The sequence below is a fragment of the Patiriisocius marinus genome, assembly GCF_008974325.1.
Classification (GTDB): domain Bacteria; phylum Bacteroidota; class Bacteroidia; order Flavobacteriales; family Flavobacteriaceae; genus Patiriisocius; species Patiriisocius marinus.
Map to the genome: position 1 here is coordinate 131,331 of NZ_BKCG01000007.1, position 16,025 is coordinate 147,355.

Genomic DNA, 16,025 nt, shown 5'->3' on the forward strand with positions numbered 1-16,025 from the left:
CTTTTTGAACTTACAATTTAAACTTGTAACCTAAACTTACATCAATAGGAAACTCACCATTACCATCTTGATTTAAAGCTACTGCATCATTATAAGTAGCAAATAAATAACCATTACCTAATTTATACTCTGCGCCAATACCAAAGGCAATAGGTGCGTCAAAACCGCCACCGCTTGTTTCTTCAATTCTTGCAGGTTCAGTATCTGTTGCTGCTACATTAAATTCATTTTTAATATATGAATAAGCAGCTACTTTAGTGTTTAAAAATGCGTTGAAGGTTTCTGAATTAATAAATTTAAAACGATAGTTAAATGAAATTTGTGTAGCGCTATTTTTTTGTTCGTCGCTTTTAAAAGTTTGACTAAGTCTAAAAACAATAGCGTGGCGTTTTAGTTTTTGAGCATCCATCAATTCTACTTCAACCCCTATTTTTGGTTGATAAACATTGGTTTCATTTCCGGAGAAAATGGCATTAGTAACTCCTCCAAAAGCACCTAAATAGGCTATTAAACGCACAGGATTTTCGTCGTAAGAAAAGGAACTATCTGCTTGCTTATTATATTCATTATAAAAAGTACGAAGTGATCCCATTGTTAATTTCACATCACTCACTTCTGCATCCATGTTACCTGAATGTTGTTTTAAAACAGCTATGTATTCTTCTTGGTAATCGCCATTTTTTTTCGTGTTTACAAGCTCAAATATTTCATTTCCTTTTTTTGAAAAAAAACGTATGTTGCCATCAATACTATTTGAAAGCAATGTTAAAGTACCATGAACTTCTGTGTTTAATTGATATGAGTTGCCGTCAACTGTATATGTGTTTTGAGCAAACAAGGATAAGTGGAAACTAAAAATGAGTACGGTAAGTAGGAGTATGTTTTTCATAATAAGTGATTAGGGTTGTTAAAGGTAAAAAATAAATTAACCTAAAAGAGTAATTTTAGTTTTTAGAATTAATACAACCTGCCTTTCCATTGATAGTTAAAAAACTGACTTTTAATTGTAACAAAACAGGTAATAAAAGGATAAATAAATCCGCTTAAAAGAATATGTAAAAACGAAAGCTGAATTCCCATCCATAGTTTCATTTTTTTAATAAATAATGCGTCAACTACAATTTTTAAAAAAATAAAAACAGCTGCATTATACCAAGTGCTAATTGCCAAAATGCCCAAAATAAGTATAATGATCCAAAGAAAATTAACCATGAATACAAGTAGGCCTAACATTAGGGAACTTTTATGTTTAACTTTTGCAGTTTTAGACGCCCAGCGAATACGTTGATTTATTAGTGCACTCCACGAAGTTACGGGTTGAGTAATAACTATAGCATCGTTAGATTTTAAAAAATGGACTCTATCCGGAAATTTGGCTTTCATTTTTTGAAGCATAAACACATCATCTCCACTTGCCAGATGTGAGTTTCCTTCATATCCATTTACTAATTGGAAAGCTTTTTTTTCGAAAGCTAAATTTGCGCCATTGCATAGTAATGGATTTCCTGTGCCAAAACTTCCCATTGTTACACCTTGTAAACTAAGGATGTCTGCTTGTTGGTATTTGCTTAACAAACCCTTACTATCATTAATTGAAACTGGTGCACAGAGCATTTTAGCATCAAAAGTTTTAATCGCTTTTGTATATTCTATAAGCCAAGTTTTGGGTACTTCGCAATCTGCATCAGTGGTTACAATCCAAGTTCCTTTAGCCTTAGAAATTGCTAATGTAATAGCGTCTTTTTTAGGTGAATTTGTACGTAACACATTCTCTAAAATAGTGTAGTTAATGGAGGGTTCGATTGTTTTATTGATAATATGAATAGAAGAGTCGTTACTCTCATCATTAATAAAAATTATTTCAAAACGATCCTTCGGAAATTTTAATGCGTTTAAACTGTTTACTAAATTTAATAGATGAGCTTCTTCATTTCTAAAGGGAATAACAATTGTAAATGAAACGGAAGTTGTTTCGATAATTGAAATTTCCGAAGTAGGAATTTCCAAAAGCCGCTGAAATCCCTTGTAAAGAAAAAACAATACAATGAAGTAACAATTTAATAAGATGAAACTGCCAATGATCACGCTTTTTGATTTTTAAGGGTGAACAAAAAAATACTTCCTATTATAGCTGGAAGTACCATATTTAGTAACCACATTATGAATACAGTACACAATACTGAAATTTCGGGAACTCCTAAAAGTGAAAATACAAATACGGCTACACCTCCTTTAATAGCAACATCAAGTATGAAAATTGAAGGTAGAAAAGAGGAAACAAGATACATTCCAAAAATGGCAGCAAACCCATCAATAAGTTCAACCTGGACATCAAAAAACCGTAACAATTCAAAAAACATAAAGCTGAACACCAAATATCTGATTAATGAAAAAACCAGAGTTTTGATCTTGATTCTTGCTGAAATTTTTTTATAAAATGTATAGATATTAGCAATTGTAAAACCTTTGATGATGAACTCTTTTTTTCTGAAAAAATAACTAACTAACCCAATAATGATAGTTGTAAAAAAAAGAAGGAGAGCTTTGTAAATGGAGATATCGATTTCAAAAATAATGACAAGATATCCAAGTCCTAAAATGCCAAAAAATGTGGTTACTAGCATTTGAAAACCATTCCCTATAAAATTTAATAATAGAATTTTTTTACAATTATTAGATGGATAAAAAAGTGCTTTGGCTCCATATTCCCCTATTCTATTTGGTGTTGCTAATGATACCGCAAGCGAGGCCAAACTTTCCTTTGCCGCACGATTAAATGAGATGCTATTAAAACTTGAAATCAAAGATTTCCACTTTAAAATTTCGAATAACCAATTTGCAAATACAAGCATTACTAAAAGTGCTATAAAGTAAAATAACGAACCAATACTTAAATTGAAAGCATTGTAAACTGTTTTCTTAATAGATACATCTGTTGTATTTAGTTTGAAATAAATGTAATAAAAGGTTCCCACTAAAATTAAAACCTTTAGTGCAACGAGCGAATATTGCTTAGCTTTGTGGGAGAGGGAAAACATTCATACGAATGTAATAAATATGCATTGCGCCTCTGTGCCTTTGCAAGAAAATTTTTATAATTGAAAGATTCTACAACCGAAAGAATAATTTTAGGAATTGACCCAGGAACCACAATAATGGGTTTTGGACTCATCAAAGTCGTTGGTAAAAAAATGGAGTTTTTACAATTAAACGAACTTCAACTTTCAAAATATGACGACCATTATAAGCGCCTCAAAATAATTTTTGAACGTACCATCGAATTAATTGAAACGTTTCATCCAGATGAGATTGCTATTGAAGCACCATTTTTTGGTAAAAATGTTCAGTCCATGCTAAAGTTAGGTAGAGCGCAGGGTGTTGCAATGGCAGCAGGGCTTTCAAGAGACATTCCAATTACAGAATATGCTCCAAAAAAAATAAAAATGGCCATCACTGGAAGCGGAAATGCTAGTAAAGAACAAGTAGCTAAAATGCTGCAAAGTATTTTGAAGTTAAAAACACTTCCTAAAAACCTAGATAGTACTGATGGGCTTGCAGCTGCAGTATGTCACTTCTATAATACAGGAAAAACAGTAGCTGGAGGAAAAAGCTATTCTGGCTGGGCTAGTTTTGTAAAACAGAACGAAAGCAGAGTAAAAAAGTAAGTAATACAAAACCATAATAGTTTTTTCATAAAAATGGCAGGAATCTACATTCATATCCCTTTTTGCAAACAAGCTTGTCATTATTGTGACTTTCATTTTTCGACATCTTTAAAAAAGCGAGACAAGATGGTGGACGCCATCTGCAAGGAAATAGTACTTCGGAAATGTGAAATTGATGGGGAAATAGCTACAATTTATTTTGGTGGAGGAACCCCGTCATTATTAACAAATGTAGAAGTTGACAAAATACTAAGCACCGTTTATTCTACTTTTCAAATTTCAGAAAACCCAGAAATCACCTTAGAAGCAAATCCTGATGACTTAACAAAAGCGAAGATTTTAGAATTTTCAAATTCTGCAATTAATAGGCTTTCAATAGGCGTACAATCTTTTTTTGAACACGATTTAAAACTTATGAACCGTGCACATAATCAAACTGAAGCGCTCGAGTGTATTGTGCTTGCTAAAAAGCATTTTGAGAACATCAGTATCGATTTAATTTACGGAATTCCAGAAATGTCTAGCGAGCAATGGATTGCGAATATAGAAAAAGCACTTTCATTAAATATCCCACATTTATCTTGTTACGCCTTAACGGTTGAGCCTAAAACGGCTTTGGAACAATTTATCAAAAAAGGAATTGTGCCACCTGTTGAAGATGATGTAGCGCAAGAGCATCACGCTATTTTAATAGAAATGACAGAAGCTGCAGGGTATGACAACTACGAGTTTTCAAACTTTTGTAAACCTGGATGGGAATCCAAAAATAATACTGCCTATTGGCAAGGAAAACCGTATTTAGGTGTTGGACCTTCTGGGCATAGTTATGATGGTAATCAAAGGAGTTGGAATATTTCAAACAATCCTATTTACATTAAAAAAATTAATGATGGAGAACTTCCTTTAGAACGAGAGGTGCTTTCTACTAGAGATAAGTATAATGAGTATGTAATGACGCGTTTGCGTACTACAAATGGAATATCACTAAAAGAAATTAATGAAAATTTCGGCTTAATATTTAGTGAGTATTTATCTAAGCAAATGATTCAACATATCGATAGCGGCTTGCTTTGTGTTAAAATGGATGCGATTATTGTAACTAAAAAAGGGAAGTTTTTGAGTGATGGGATCGCAGCAGATTTGTTTATGATTAATATATAAGTATCTGATAAGGAGGATTTATACTATAGGTTTTGTATTTTTGCTGTTTAAGTGTTGTTTAATATGGTTAAACAGCACTTCACTAGTTTTATAATTATTTCTCCTATGCAAAATGATGCAAATGGTCAAGAGCACATTATAGACAATTTGCTTAAAGAGGCATATGAACTTCGAGGACATCATCTCTCTAAAAGTATTTCGTTAACAGAGCGCGCTCTTCAAATTAGCAACAACTTAAACCTACCATTTTATACTGCAAGAGCTTTAAGTAGGCTTGCATTATATCATATGATTAGAGGAGCGCACGATTCTTCCATTGAGATGTCTAATCAAGCTATAGAAATCTTTACAGAACTCAATGACGAAAGAGGGATTGCGATAACAAAATATAGCATTGCATCAATTTTTTATAAAACGGATAATCATCATTTAGGAATGTCCTACTTGTTAGATTGTTTAATTTCTTTCAGAAAGTTTAAAGATCACCATAATGAGTCAAAAACTTTAAAATCCCTAGGTACTGTTTATGAGTATTTAGGTGATTCTATAAATGCTCAGATTTCTTATAAAGCGGCAATAGCCTCTGCAAAATTAGCAGGGGATAAAAATTTAGAGTCAAATGTTTACAATCCTAAATCAGGTTTGTCTTTAAAATTAGGGAATACTAAAAATGCAATGGATTTAATTAAAAAGTCCATAAAATTAAAAGAGGAAACTAATGATTTAAGAGGGATGGCATTTGCTATTTATGGTAGAGGGAAAGTTTATCAAAAAATGGGTGAATACGAAAAAGCGTTAGCCGATTTTGAAAAAGCTATTGATATACACAGAAGTTTTGGGGAGAAACTTGGTGAAGGGATGGTAAACTATAAATTAGCAGAACTTCGGCTTAGTATGGGGCAGCCTGATGTTGCAAAAAAACTTCTTACAGCAAATATCGTTTTTACGAAAAAGTATAAAAGTTTAATGATAAACCTTAAGTGTAAAAGGTTTCTGTCACAAATTTATAAAGAAGAACAAAATGCAGAATTATCATTACTTTATCTAGAAGATTATACCTCCACGAAAGAGGCTCATGAGTCATCTCAAACCGTAAAGGTGATTGAGCTATATGAACGTGCAGCAATTTTAAAATCTTCTGAAAGAGAAGCCTCTCTGGAGTTAGAGAAAATTGAATTGTTAGCAAAAAAGGACTTAGCTGTTCAAGCTGCTCAGGTTCGACAAGAATTTTTGTCGGTTATGAGTCACGAAATTAGAACACCTTTGAATGCTGTTACAAGCATTATTTCGCTTTTAGAAAATCGATCAGATCCACAAGAACAGGAATTATTAATTTCCTTAAGATTTTCTTCAAGAAATTTATTAAGAATAATTGATGATATTTTAGATTTTTCTAAACTGGACTCAAATAAAATGACACTAGAAAAGTATCCGGTGAATTTTAAAAATTTCTTAAGAAATATTCGCCTTACCTATTTAAATATGGCAAAGGAGAAAGGTCTTAATTTAAAGGTGAGTTCAGATTTTGAGATAGTAACAAATTATTTATTTGATGAAACTAAACTTTTCCAAATCCTAGGAAATTTATTAAGTAACGCCATAAAATATACTAATAAAGGCGATGTTTCACTTTCAGTAACATTACAAAAGAAGACAGATTTAATACACACCTATAGGTTTGAAATAAAGGATACAGGTATTGGTATTGCAAAAGAAGAAATTAATAAATTATTTGATAGCTTTTATATTCCAGCATCTAGTACAACCCGTGATTTAGGAGGGACAGGTCTTGGATTGGCCATTGTAAAAAAATTAATAAACCTTCACGATAGTGAAATACATATTGAAAGTAAACCTAACGAAGGTTCAACATTCTGTTTTGATTTAGATTTCGAAGTTTCAAGTCAGGAACAACCTTCCATTAAAGAAATGTATGCTTCACTAGAAAACAAAAAAACTATTTTAGCTGAAGATAATGAGGTAAATGCTCTTGTCCTTACAAGATTACTTAACCGAAGCGGTATTGAAGTTATTAGAGCTAAAGATGGCGAAGAAGTTGTAGAAATGTCTCAAAATAATGAAGTAGATTTTATATTGATGGATATACATATGCCAAAGTCTAATGGGTTTGAAGCCGTTAAAAACATTAGAACTAGTTGCACTTCTAATAGTAGAAAACCTATTTTTGCTCTTACAGCGGATATCACAACCAATGACAGAGATGAATATAGAGAGATGTTCGATGGAATAATACATAAGCCTATTCAAATTGAACGACTGTTAGCTATTTTGTCAAACACGTTTACATCTAAAAACAAAAGTTGTAAAAGAATAGAATAGGTATTCTTAATCTCATAAGAATAAAATTGTATATTAACTTTCAATATGCGCGCAACCTTAAAAATAAAAAACAAACAAGTAACCGTTAATTTATCTAAGCCTTTAGATATTTCAATTCCACTTTCTGCGGAAACTAAAAACCCGTTGGCTTGGTATATTGATAAGCCTGAAATTTCCCCGGTAATTATGGGAGATTGGGTAGGGAGTGTCGAAAATGGTGCTTCAGTAAATTTCAATAATATTCAGTTTAATCCGCACGCGCATGGAACTCATACGGAATGTGTAGGTCATATTTCAAGAGAGTTTAATTCAATTCACGAAGCACTAAAAGAATATTTTTTTTCAGCTGAAGTTGTTACAGTTACATCAAGAGGGATTAATGGAGATGAAGTAATTACCAAAGAAGCTATTGAGAAAAGCCTTAAAGTAATGAATACCCAAGCAATTGTAATTAGAACTAATCCAAATTCAGCTTCAAAAAGATCCAAAAAGTATTCTAATACAAATTGGCCATATTTAGCTGAAGATGCAGCCCAATTTATTCACGATTTAGGAATAGAGCATCTATTGATTGATTTGCCTTCAGTAGACAAAGAAAAAGATGAGGGGGCTTTAAAAGCACATAAAGCATTTTGGAATTACCCAAAAGCACCAAGGTTTAATTCGACAATAACCGAATTTATTTATGTTCCTAACAGTATTAAAGATGGTTCGTATTTACTTAATTTACAAGTAGCTAACTTTGTGAATGATGCTGCCCCAAGTAGGCCGGTTTTGTATAAATTTTTATAACAAACCAGAGTATTTCGGGATATAAATAATTTTGGTACGCTATTAGCAGTTAAACAAACAACCAAAACAACACATGGAACAAGTATTAATAGGGTTAGCAATAGGAGCTGTACTCGCATATTTTATCTTCAGCAAGTTTAATAACTCAGCACAAAAACATAGACGCAACAGTCAGAGTGTCATATTGATGGAAAAAATTAGATCAGTTTGTAAGTTTATTACAGTTGAAGGTGATTTTTCTGAAATCTATCATTACGAAAATGTAGAAGCAAAGTGGATGAACAAATTGCTTGGTAAAAAGAAAGCATTGGTATTAATTGAAGCAAGAGCTTATGTAGGGTTCGACTTAACAAAAATTAAAATGGATGCCTCAGAAAAGGCTAAGAAAATTACCATTACTAATTTCCCGAAACCACAGCTACTTTCCATAGAAACTGATTTCAAATATTACGACAAAAAAGAAGGATGGGCAAATCCATTTACAGCAAGTGATCTTACTGACATTAATAATGAAGCTAAGCAACACATTGTGGATAAAGTACCATCAAGCGGATTGTTTGACGAAGCTTCAAAGCAAGCATTAGATACCATTCATTTAATAGAACAACTTGCAGCAACTATTAACTGGGAAGTAGATTATCAAGCGCTAGTATTACCGCCTGTAAGTAAAAAGAATGTATTAATGTCAAACAATGAAATTGAATAAACAATTACTATTTTTTTTGTCATTTCTTGGAATATTAATAAGCTCAAGCCTAAGCGCTATAATCATTGCGCAAACCAATGACGAGATTGACGCAACAATACAATTATATCCAACTTTAGTAGATACTCCAGAGGAGTTGTCAAAGTTTATTACAAGAGATTTTAATACAGATGAAGCAAAAGTTCGTGCAATTTATACTTGGCTAATTCAAAACGTATCGTACAACCCTGAAGAGTATAAACGCTTTAATTATTCGTTTAAAAACTACAGAGAACGAAATACTAAAGAAGAAAAAACACGGCGTAAAATTATCAATCATACACTACAAACTGGTAGTGCAGTTTGTGAAGGATATGCCATGGTTTTTGAAAAATTATGCCAGCTACAAAACATCGACAACTATCTAGTTAGAGGTGATACCAAAACCAATTTTAACGATATAGGTAGAACCTTTGCGAATAACCACATGTGGAATGTAGCTTTTATTAAGGGAGAGCCTTTTTTATTTGATGCAACTTGGGGAGCTGGTAGGTATACTACTAAATTTATCAAGGAGCCTTCTTATTATTATTACAAAATATCTCCACAACACTTAATAAATACACACTATCCACAGCAGTACGAAGATGCATTTTTAAATGAAGATCTTTCGACAATTCTTTTTTTTGATAGACCATTGATTATAAAACATGGCCTCACTTTCGGCGATATTATATCAAAAGAAAAATCTGGAGTAATTAATTAGCAATTATATAATGGTGAGGTGGTTTTTAAAGTAGCAACACCTGTTGATGAGGTGTCTTATTCCTTCGGAAATGAGACGTTCGTTTTAGATTCCTCAAGTGTTGAAAGCTTTGATAATGAAACGACATTTACAATTCCATTAACTTTAGGCATTGATAAATTGCTTGTTTATTTTGATGGCAAACCAGCGCTTGGTTATTTGGTTAATTAAACGACTATTGAAGTATAATTTTAGCCTCATTAAATAAAGTTGAAACGATAGCAACATTTACTACTTTTACATCTATTACTTAATTCGAGGTTATGAACATAGAACAATTTAGAGACTATTGTCTTTCTAAAAAAGGTGTAACTGAGTCATTGCCGTTTGATGAGCACACCTTAGTTTTTAAAGTTATGGGTAAAATGTGGGCGCTATGTTCATTACGTAGGCAACCAACTCAAGTTAATTTAAAATGTGATCCTGAGCGATCTGTGGAGTTGAGAGAAGAGTTTGATGGACTCATTATTCCTGGATATCACATGAGCAAAATGCATTGGAATACTGTATTGATTGAAGATACAATTCCACCTAAATTAATTATCGAACTAATTGACCTCTCGTATAAACTAGTAGTTTCAAAACTCACTAAAAAGTTACAAGCAGAACTTACTGCATTATAAATGGATTCACTTACTCAAATAGTTTTAGGTGCCGCAGTAGGCGAAGCAGTATTAGGAAGGAAGGTAGGATGGAAGGCTGCGCTCTATGGAGCAATTGCTGGAACAATTCCAGATCTTGACGTACTTGTTAAACCTTTTGTTGATACAGTTACAGCACTAGAGTGGCATCGTGGCATTACTCATTCAATTCTTTTTTCTGTTTTTATGGCTCCTGTTTTAGGGTGGCTTGTTTCAAAATGGGAAAAAGCTGCTAGTTGGAAAAATTGGGGGTGGCTTTTCTTTTGGGCGTTGATAACACACCCGTTATTAGATGCTCATACCACTTGGGGAACACAACTATTTTGGCCTTTCGATTTAAGATTAGCTTATAAAAATATCTTTGTAATAGATCCATTATACACGGTACCATTTTTAATCTTTTTACTGCTTGCATTAAGGAAAAAGCGAACTGACCCAAAGCGTGCTAAGTATAACAAAATTGGTTTGTGGATAAGCAGTGGGTATATGGTTTTGACACTTGTATTAAAAGGAGTAACTTTCTTGAAGTTTGAAAATGCATTAACAGAACAAAACATCGCATATTCTGAAATTGAAACAAAGCCCTCTCCAATGAATACTATACTTTGGACGGCAAACGTGGAGACTGAAAAATCCTTTTTAATAGCAGATTATTCATTATTTGATACTCAGCCTATAACCTTTAGCGAACATACTAAAAATCACGAATTATTAGGTGAGTTGGCTTATAATGATAAAATACAACGACTCATTAAACTCACTAATGGCTGGTATACAATCACCCAAAAAAAAGGGGCTTTATATTTTAATGATTTACGCTTTGGGCTGTTGAGTACAGATAGTACATCTAATGATTATGTATTTAGTTTCTTAATCGACAATACAGGTAGCGATCTAATTATTACTGAAAACAGAAAACGTCCAGAAGACGCTAAACGACTATTAAAAGATTTGTGGCTTAGAATTAAAGGAAACTAGTTACCCACAACTCATATCTGCCACAATCTTCCATTCGCCATCAATTTTCTTAAATATTATCATAAAAACACCGTTAGCATCACCTACTTTACGACTTAAAAAGTATTCGCCCATAACCCAATAACTTCCACTTTCAATAGGGGAAATATCATTCACATTAAAAGTTAGTGTTCCACTGTGCTCTTTAGTTGGGTACCCTTTTTTATAATTGTCCAACGTTTGTTGCCATCCTTTTGTTAATCCACTTTTTCCGTAGAATTTAAGCGAGTCACTTTTAATGTATCCTTGCATAAAACCCTCAAGATCATTTTTGCTCCAAGCAATTTCTTGGTCTTTCATTACTTTTAAAATTGCAGCTTTATCAGCATCAGTAATTGATTTCTTTCTAAGAATAATAGCTTCCTTTTCTATGGTAGTTTCAGGATTTGTTTGAGAATTGCAGCTTGAAAATGTAAGTGCTATAGCAAAAATTAAAAGGTATTTCATATTTCGGAATTTAATCTTTTAAAGATACGCTTTTGTATTTTTGTTATAAAACTGTGCAATGCGAAAAATCACTATTCTTACTTGTAAAAAATATTTAGAACTTGATACTTCCGTCCCATACGAAGCTAATATTCAATTAGAATATAATTTACTGAAAGATGCTCTTGTTTCTAAAGGTGTTTCCGTAGAGCGAACCAATTGGGATAATACCGATTACAATTTTGCCAAAACAGACGCTATTGTTTTTAGAACAATCTGGGATTATTTTGAGCGCTACGAGGAGTTTTCTGTTTGGTTAGAAAAGGTGTCAAAGCTAACAACAGTGATCAATCCACTATCGTTAATACAATGGAATATCGACAAACATTATCTAGCAGATCTTTCTGATAAAGGTGTTTCTGTTATGGAAAGTGTTTTTATAAATACAGGCGAACATCAATCGCTAAACGCGATTTGTCTAAAAAAAGGGTGGGACGATATTGTTATAAAGCCTGCAATATCTGGTGCCGCAATGCACACTTATAAAATAATGGCTTCGGAAATATCAAAGAACGAAGCATTGTTCAGAAAATTAGTAGATGAACGCGATATGTTAGTGCAAGAGTTTCAACCCACCATAATGACAAAGGGAGAAACTTCGTTAATGATTTTTAATGGAAAGTTTACGCACGCTATTTTAAAACGAACAAAAGAAGGCGAGTTTAGAGTTCAGGATGATTTTGGCGGAACTGTACATGCTTATGAACCTAACTCAAATGAAATAGAACTAGCAGAAAAAGCTTTTGCAGTGTGTGACCCAAAACCAGCATATGGAAGAGCAGATATTGTTTGGGATACAGAAGGAAACCCAATGATCAGTGAGTTAGAAATTATCGAACCAGAATTATGGGTACGTACATATCCAAATTCTGCATTTGATTTTGCTGAAGGAATTCTAAGTTTCGTTAAATAAATTTTAGATAGAAATACTAATTAAAAATCTTCTATAAATAGAAAAGAAGGATTTGGGCACAGGCTTTTCCATGTTATAATTTCAGAAGGGAATGCCACGCCATTATAATTTTCTGATGCTCCTAAAAGATCTGTGATTACTTGTAAATGTAGATGAGGTAACCAATGTCCATTTTCTTTTTCATTGCCTAAATACGCAATGCACTCTCCTTTTTTAACATATTTTCCAATAGGTGATTTTGTTAACGAAGCAATGGTTAAGTGACCATAAAGTGTATAGAATTCTAATCCGTTTTCCTTGTGTTTAAGGACTAAAAGAGGCCCATAATCTTTATGGAAATCATTGTGATGACTAATTACCACTTCACCATCAAATGGAGTGTGAATGGGTGTTTGTGCTGGCAACCAAAAATCTGTTCCTAAATGAATGTTTCTGTATTCAATAGTACCATTTTTTGTTCTTTCAAAACGTGGAGTATTGTAAAAAGATCGTTCCTCTAAGTAGCCATTTGCTAATAGCGCATCAGGATTTTTAAGCTGAAAGGCTGCTAATCTTTTAGCAGCTACTTTTAAGTTTTCGTGCTGTGGATCATTTCCGAAAAAATGACTGCCAACACTCATGTTAGGTACAGCGATGTTTCTAAAATTAATGGTAGGAAATAAATCGCTAAGTGATGCTTTTTGCTCTGTACTCCAATTTAAAAATGGGTTTGTCATTCTTCAAAAATACAAATCACTTAGCAAAAAACGATTTCTGTCTCTTGTAAAAAGCATCGGCTTGATCTTGCATTAGTTCGCGCGCAATTTTACGTTTGTAGTCATATAATTCTTGTTCTTCAGCAATGTCTCCATAAACGCGATTGTTTACTTCAAGATCTGTTGCGACAAGTGTTTTTTGCTGTTCTTTTTGTTGTGCCACCCAAGATTTGAGCCCGCTTTCTTGTTCCTCTAGTTTTAAATCGTATGCGCCTTTTGGTGATAATAATTTCGCAATTATTGGCGATGTTTCAATGGCTAGAAATAGTAAGAATATAAAAAAGGAAGGTATCCAGGGTAATTTGTTTAAAGCGGTAACACGAGCCATCAAACCGTCAAAGCCATCAATAATAGGCTGTGTTTCGGCAACGCGAGTTTCATATGCGGTTGTAATGGTCGAAATTTCTTCTTCAAGTGCTAAAATTTTAATTGCATTATTATCTTTTAATAATTTTAATGCAGCTAGCTCAGTATCGTGTTTGTCTCTTTTTTCTTGATATACGGGACCTTTGCCTAACTTTTGAGATCCCGCAGTACCTTCAGCTTCAGCGATGTAAGTGTTGTATAATGCATTTACCTCAGATTCTTTAGTAGTCACTTGGTTTTCAAGTTCTATTATTTCAGAATTTAGTAAGTCGATACTTGGTGTGAATTGTAATGCTAATTGGTCTTTATTTGCTAATGTAAGATCGTTTTTTTCTTCGAGTATTACTTGACTTATTTCCTTTTCAAAAATCTTTAATTCTAATGGTTTAGAAATTACGATAGCAATGATTAATGCAAGGATTATTCTTGGTAGTGCTTGTAGAAATTCAGCAAAAAAATCATCTCTTTTTTTAATTGTTGATACAATAAAACGATCTAAATTAAAAATTAGTAAACCCCAAATTAGTCCAAAAAATATTGCTGTAAATACATTCTCAAAAACTGTGAATAAAGCATACGACCCTGCAATGGTTGCCATCACAGCAGTGAAAAATACAGTAGCACCTATGCCTGCATATTTGGTGTTTTCGCCTGGTGAGCAATCGTTTAAAATAGCAGTATCTGCACCTGAGCAGAAAATAAAAAAACGTTGTAGCATAGTGTTTCTTTTTAAGTGAATGAATCTACAAAACGTTTTTTTTAACATTTTTGTTGCTCGATGGCAGTGTATTTAACCTTTAATTAACTAGATATTATTTGTTAGTTGCAAATAGATTTTTAAAAATGTGTTAAAATTCCTACAAAATCTCTTTTTATCGTATTAATTTGTATTTTATCATTTACCTTTGTATCGTATTTCTATTGCTCCCCCATAACCTTACAAAAACCTCAACAACATTAAATCTATTTCAACGTACTTATGTATCCTGCTATTTTCATTTTTTTCTATAACTAGTTACGCCCAAGTGGGTATAGGAACAACAATACCTGATCCTTCAGCTTTACTGGAGTTAGACTCTGATGAACACGGATTTTTAACACCTAGAATGTCTACCTCTTTAAGAAATAGTATTTCCAGTCCTGCGAAAGGTCTCTTAGTTTTTGATACAGATGAAAATGTTTTTTATTTTTTTAATGGTACAATCTGGGAGCCAATAGCAAGTAGCGATAAAAGGGATAATTATAAATTAGTAAAAGATATATCTGACTTAGCAGACGAATTGTCTGGGGGAACTTATATACTAGATGAAAATTTTATGTATGAAATTAACGGAACCATATTAGTGGATAATCCTATTGACATTAATGGTGCATATATAAGAGGACATGATACTGGAGAAGATATACTACAGAATAATTCTGGAGGCACCTTATTTGTTGGGAACAAAGGAGGCCGAATGAAAGATATCTTGATTATGGGTAATGGTCAACAGGTCTTTGATATCACAGGAACTGGTGTTGAAAATGTAATATTATATAGTGTGGTTATAGTAGGAGCATCTTCAGTTGGAAGTTTAAATATGTTAAATACTCTTTATTGTGAAGTGCTTCAGATTATATCTTGTTCAAATGGTATCAGTTCTAATACCGTAAATAACTTTTATTTAGACAAAGGATTTTTTGATGCTAGTAATTCTGGTACTTACTTAACCTTATCAGGTACTTTTAATAACGTTCAATTAGCAAATGGAAGAGTGGTTGTTGATACAGGAGAAACAGGTTTAGATGTGTTAGCAAATCCAACTATAACGATTTCAGCTTCATTATCTGAAATTAGTTTTGCAGGAGATGGTACTCGAGTAAGAGCTTATACTTCAGGAACATATCCAGGTTATAATTTTACAAATGAATGGGATGTAAATTGTCCAGGAATCCCTATAGAAACAGATGGTACAGCTACTGGTGATATAAATTTAGATACTGCTGTTGGTTCTGGAGAAATTACAACTTTTGCAGATAATTTAACCCCTACAAAAATTCTTGGTACAACCACTAATAATAATTTATTTAGGTTTTCAGCTTCTGGAAATAATAGAATAATTTATAACGGGCTTAAAAAGCGATTTTTTAATATATCTGCTTCAATATCATGTCAATCTGCCAATTCAGGAATTTATATTTTTTATTTAGCTAAGGGAAGTGGCGCTGGAGCTGCTTCAATACTTCCAGAAACTAAAGTATATCGTCGTTTTAGTTCAGGTTCAGATATTGGTGGTGCAACTGCTATTGGAACCATCGAAATGGAGCCAGGTGATTATGTAGAGGTTTGGGCACAACGCTATAGTGGGACTTCTAATCTATTAACTGTATCGTTAAATTTAGTTGCTAACTAATTTTAT

The 16,025-nt window shown here is 32.9% G+C and carries 17 protein-coding genes; 11 read left to right on the forward strand and 6 right to left on the reverse strand.

The genetic code is table 11. The features are described 5' to 3' along the window. Positions 1–10 precede the first annotated feature (10 nt). The 3 genes from GBH57_RS12625 to GBH57_RS12635 all read right to left on the reverse strand — a co-directional run bounded on the left by GBH57_RS12625 (position 11) and on the right by GBH57_RS12635 (position 3,038). A complete protein-coding gene (locus tag GBH57_RS12625; RefSeq protein WP_151674859.1) occupies positions 11–889 on the reverse strand; it encodes a hypothetical protein in 879 nt (292 codons plus the stop codon). A 68-nt stretch (positions 890–957) separates the two neighbouring features. Further along, on the reverse strand, positions 958–2,007 hold the full coding sequence (locus tag GBH57_RS12630; RefSeq protein WP_161596101.1) for a glycosyltransferase family 2 protein: 1,050 nt from the start codon (positions 2,005–2,007) through the stop codon (positions 958–960). 74 nt (positions 2,008–2,081) lie between these two features. After that, complete coding sequence (locus GBH57_RS12635) at positions 2,082–3,038, reverse strand: hypothetical protein (RefSeq protein WP_151674861.1); 957 nt, start codon at positions 3,036–3,038, stop codon at positions 2,082–2,084. 60 nt (positions 3,039–3,098) lie between these two features. Here GBH57_RS12635 and ruvC point away from each other — a divergent pair, with 60 nt between their 5' ends. The 9 genes from ruvC to GBH57_RS12680 all read left to right on the forward strand — a co-directional run bounded on the left by ruvC (position 3,099) and on the right by GBH57_RS12680 (position 11,067). After that, positions 3,099–3,665, forward strand: a complete 567-nt coding sequence (ruvC, locus tag GBH57_RS12640) for a crossover junction endodeoxyribonuclease RuvC (protein ID WP_262714261.1) — start codon at positions 3,099–3,101, stop codon at positions 3,663–3,665. 33 nt (positions 3,666–3,698) lie between these two features. Continuing rightward, positions 3,699–4,826 (forward strand): radical SAM family heme chaperone HemW, encoded by a 1,128-nt coding sequence (gene hemW / locus GBH57_RS12645; RefSeq protein WP_151674862.1) that lies wholly within the window; start codon positions 3,699–3,701, stop codon positions 4,824–4,826. A 105-nt stretch (positions 4,827–4,931) separates the two neighbouring features. Continuing rightward, positions 4,932–7,166 carry an ATP-binding protein gene (locus GBH57_RS12650; RefSeq protein WP_161596102.1) on the forward strand — a complete coding sequence of 745 codons (2,235 nt, stop codon included), beginning with the start codon at positions 4,932–4,934 and terminating at the stop codon, positions 7,164–7,166. A 45-nt stretch (positions 7,167–7,211) separates the two neighbouring features. Then, on the forward strand, positions 7,212–7,958 hold the full coding sequence (locus GBH57_RS12655; protein WP_151674864.1) for a cyclase family protein: 747 nt from the start codon (positions 7,212–7,214) through the stop codon (positions 7,956–7,958). A 73-nt stretch (positions 7,959–8,031) separates the two neighbouring features. Continuing rightward, positions 8,032–8,664, forward strand: a complete 633-nt coding sequence (locus GBH57_RS12660; protein WP_151674865.1) for a DUF4230 domain-containing protein — start codon at positions 8,032–8,034, stop codon at positions 8,662–8,664. Further along, positions 8,651–9,409 (forward strand): transglutaminase domain-containing protein, encoded by a 759-nt coding sequence (locus tag GBH57_RS12665; RefSeq protein WP_151674866.1) that lies wholly within the window; start codon positions 8,651–8,653, stop codon positions 9,407–9,409. Before GBH57_RS12660 ends, GBH57_RS12665 begins: the two co-directional genes overlap by 14 nt. A gap of 18 nt (positions 9,410–9,427) precedes the next feature. After that, positions 9,428–9,619, forward strand: coding sequence for a hypothetical protein (locus GBH57_RS12670; RefSeq protein ID WP_151674867.1), 192 nt, complete (start codon positions 9,428–9,430; stop codon positions 9,617–9,619). Positions 9,620–9,711: 92 nt separating this feature from the next. Then, positions 9,712–10,071: an MmcQ/YjbR family DNA-binding protein gene (locus GBH57_RS12675; protein ID WP_151674868.1), complete on the forward strand. Its 360-nt coding sequence runs from the start codon at positions 9,712–9,714 to the stop codon at positions 10,069–10,071. Next, positions 10,072–11,067: a metal-dependent hydrolase gene (locus tag GBH57_RS12680; protein WP_151674869.1), complete on the forward strand. Its 996-nt coding sequence runs from the start codon at positions 10,072–10,074 to the stop codon at positions 11,065–11,067. It abuts the gene before it with no gap. Here the strand turns inward: GBH57_RS12680 and GBH57_RS12685 are convergent, their stop codons facing one another. Then, positions 11,068–11,553 (reverse strand): YybH family protein, encoded by a 486-nt coding sequence (locus tag GBH57_RS12685; RefSeq protein WP_235904716.1) that lies wholly within the window; start codon positions 11,551–11,553, stop codon positions 11,068–11,070. It abuts the gene before it with no gap. Positions 11,554–11,611: 58 nt separating this feature from the next. Here GBH57_RS12685 and GBH57_RS12690 point away from each other — a divergent pair, with 58 nt between their 5' ends. Then, positions 11,612–12,505 (forward strand): ATP-grasp domain-containing protein, encoded by an 894-nt coding sequence (locus GBH57_RS12690; protein ID WP_151674870.1) that lies wholly within the window; start codon positions 11,612–11,614, stop codon positions 12,503–12,505. A gap of 20 nt (positions 12,506–12,525) precedes the next feature. Here the strand turns inward: GBH57_RS12690 and GBH57_RS12695 are convergent, their stop codons facing one another. Next, positions 12,526–13,221 carry a peptidoglycan DD-metalloendopeptidase family protein gene (locus tag GBH57_RS12695; RefSeq protein ID WP_151674871.1) on the reverse strand — a complete coding sequence of 232 codons (696 nt, stop codon included), beginning with the start codon at positions 13,219–13,221 and terminating at the stop codon, positions 12,526–12,528. Positions 13,222–13,237: 16 nt separating this feature from the next. Further along, positions 13,238–14,344, reverse strand: a complete 1,107-nt coding sequence (locus GBH57_RS12700) for a DUF4407 domain-containing protein (protein WP_151674872.1) — start codon at positions 14,342–14,344, stop codon at positions 13,238–13,240. 307 nt (positions 14,345–14,651) lie between these two features. Here GBH57_RS12700 and GBH57_RS12705 point away from each other — a divergent pair, with 307 nt between their 5' ends. Next, positions 14,652–16,019, forward strand: a complete 1,368-nt coding sequence (locus GBH57_RS12705; protein ID WP_151674873.1) for a phage tail-like protein — start codon at positions 14,652–14,654, stop codon at positions 16,017–16,019. Positions 16,020–16,025: the final 6 nt, after the last annotated feature.

Excerpts from the sequence above, each read along its gene's own strand:
- GBH57_RS12655 (WP_151674864.1), top strand. The coding sequence starts at position 7,212 with ATGCGCGCAACCTTAAAAATAAAAAACAAACAAGTAACCGTTAATTTA.
- GBH57_RS12635 (WP_151674861.1), bottom strand. The coding sequence starts at position 3,038 with ATGTTTTCCCTCTCCCACAAAGCTAAGCAATATTCGCTCGTTGCACTA.
- GBH57_RS12675 (WP_151674868.1), top strand. The coding sequence starts at position 9,712 with ATGAACATAGAACAATTTAGAGACTATTGTCTTTCTAAAAAAGGTGTA.
- GBH57_RS12685 (WP_235904716.1), bottom strand. The coding sequence starts at position 11,553 with ATGAAATACCTTTTAATTTTTGCTATAGCACTTACATTTTCAAGCTGC.
- GBH57_RS12650 (WP_161596102.1), top strand. The coding sequence starts at position 4,932 with ATGCAAAATGATGCAAATGGTCAAGAGCACATTATAGACAATTTGCTT.
- GBH57_RS12660 (WP_151674865.1), top strand. The coding sequence starts at position 8,032 with ATGGAACAAGTATTAATAGGGTTAGCAATAGGAGCTGTACTCGCATAT.
- GBH57_RS12665 (WP_151674866.1), top strand. The coding sequence starts at position 8,651 with ATGAAATTGAATAAACAATTACTATTTTTTTTGTCATTTCTTGGAATA.
- hemW (WP_151674862.1), top strand. The coding sequence starts at position 3,699 with ATGGCAGGAATCTACATTCATATCCCTTTTTGCAAACAAGCTTGTCAT.
- GBH57_RS12695 (WP_151674871.1), bottom strand. The coding sequence starts at position 13,221 with ATGACAAACCCATTTTTAAATTGGAGTACAGAGCAAAAAGCATCACTT.
- GBH57_RS12690 (WP_151674870.1), top strand. The coding sequence starts at position 11,612 with ATGCGAAAAATCACTATTCTTACTTGTAAAAAATATTTAGAACTTGAT.
- GBH57_RS12625 (WP_151674859.1), bottom strand. The coding sequence starts at position 889 with ATGAAAAACATACTCCTACTTACCGTACTCATTTTTAGTTTCCACTTA.
- GBH57_RS12680 (WP_151674869.1), top strand. The coding sequence starts at position 10,072 with ATGGATTCACTTACTCAAATAGTTTTAGGTGCCGCAGTAGGCGAAGCA.
- GBH57_RS12700 (WP_151674872.1), bottom strand. The coding sequence starts at position 14,344 with ATGCTACAACGTTTTTTTATTTTCTGCTCAGGTGCAGATACTGCTATT.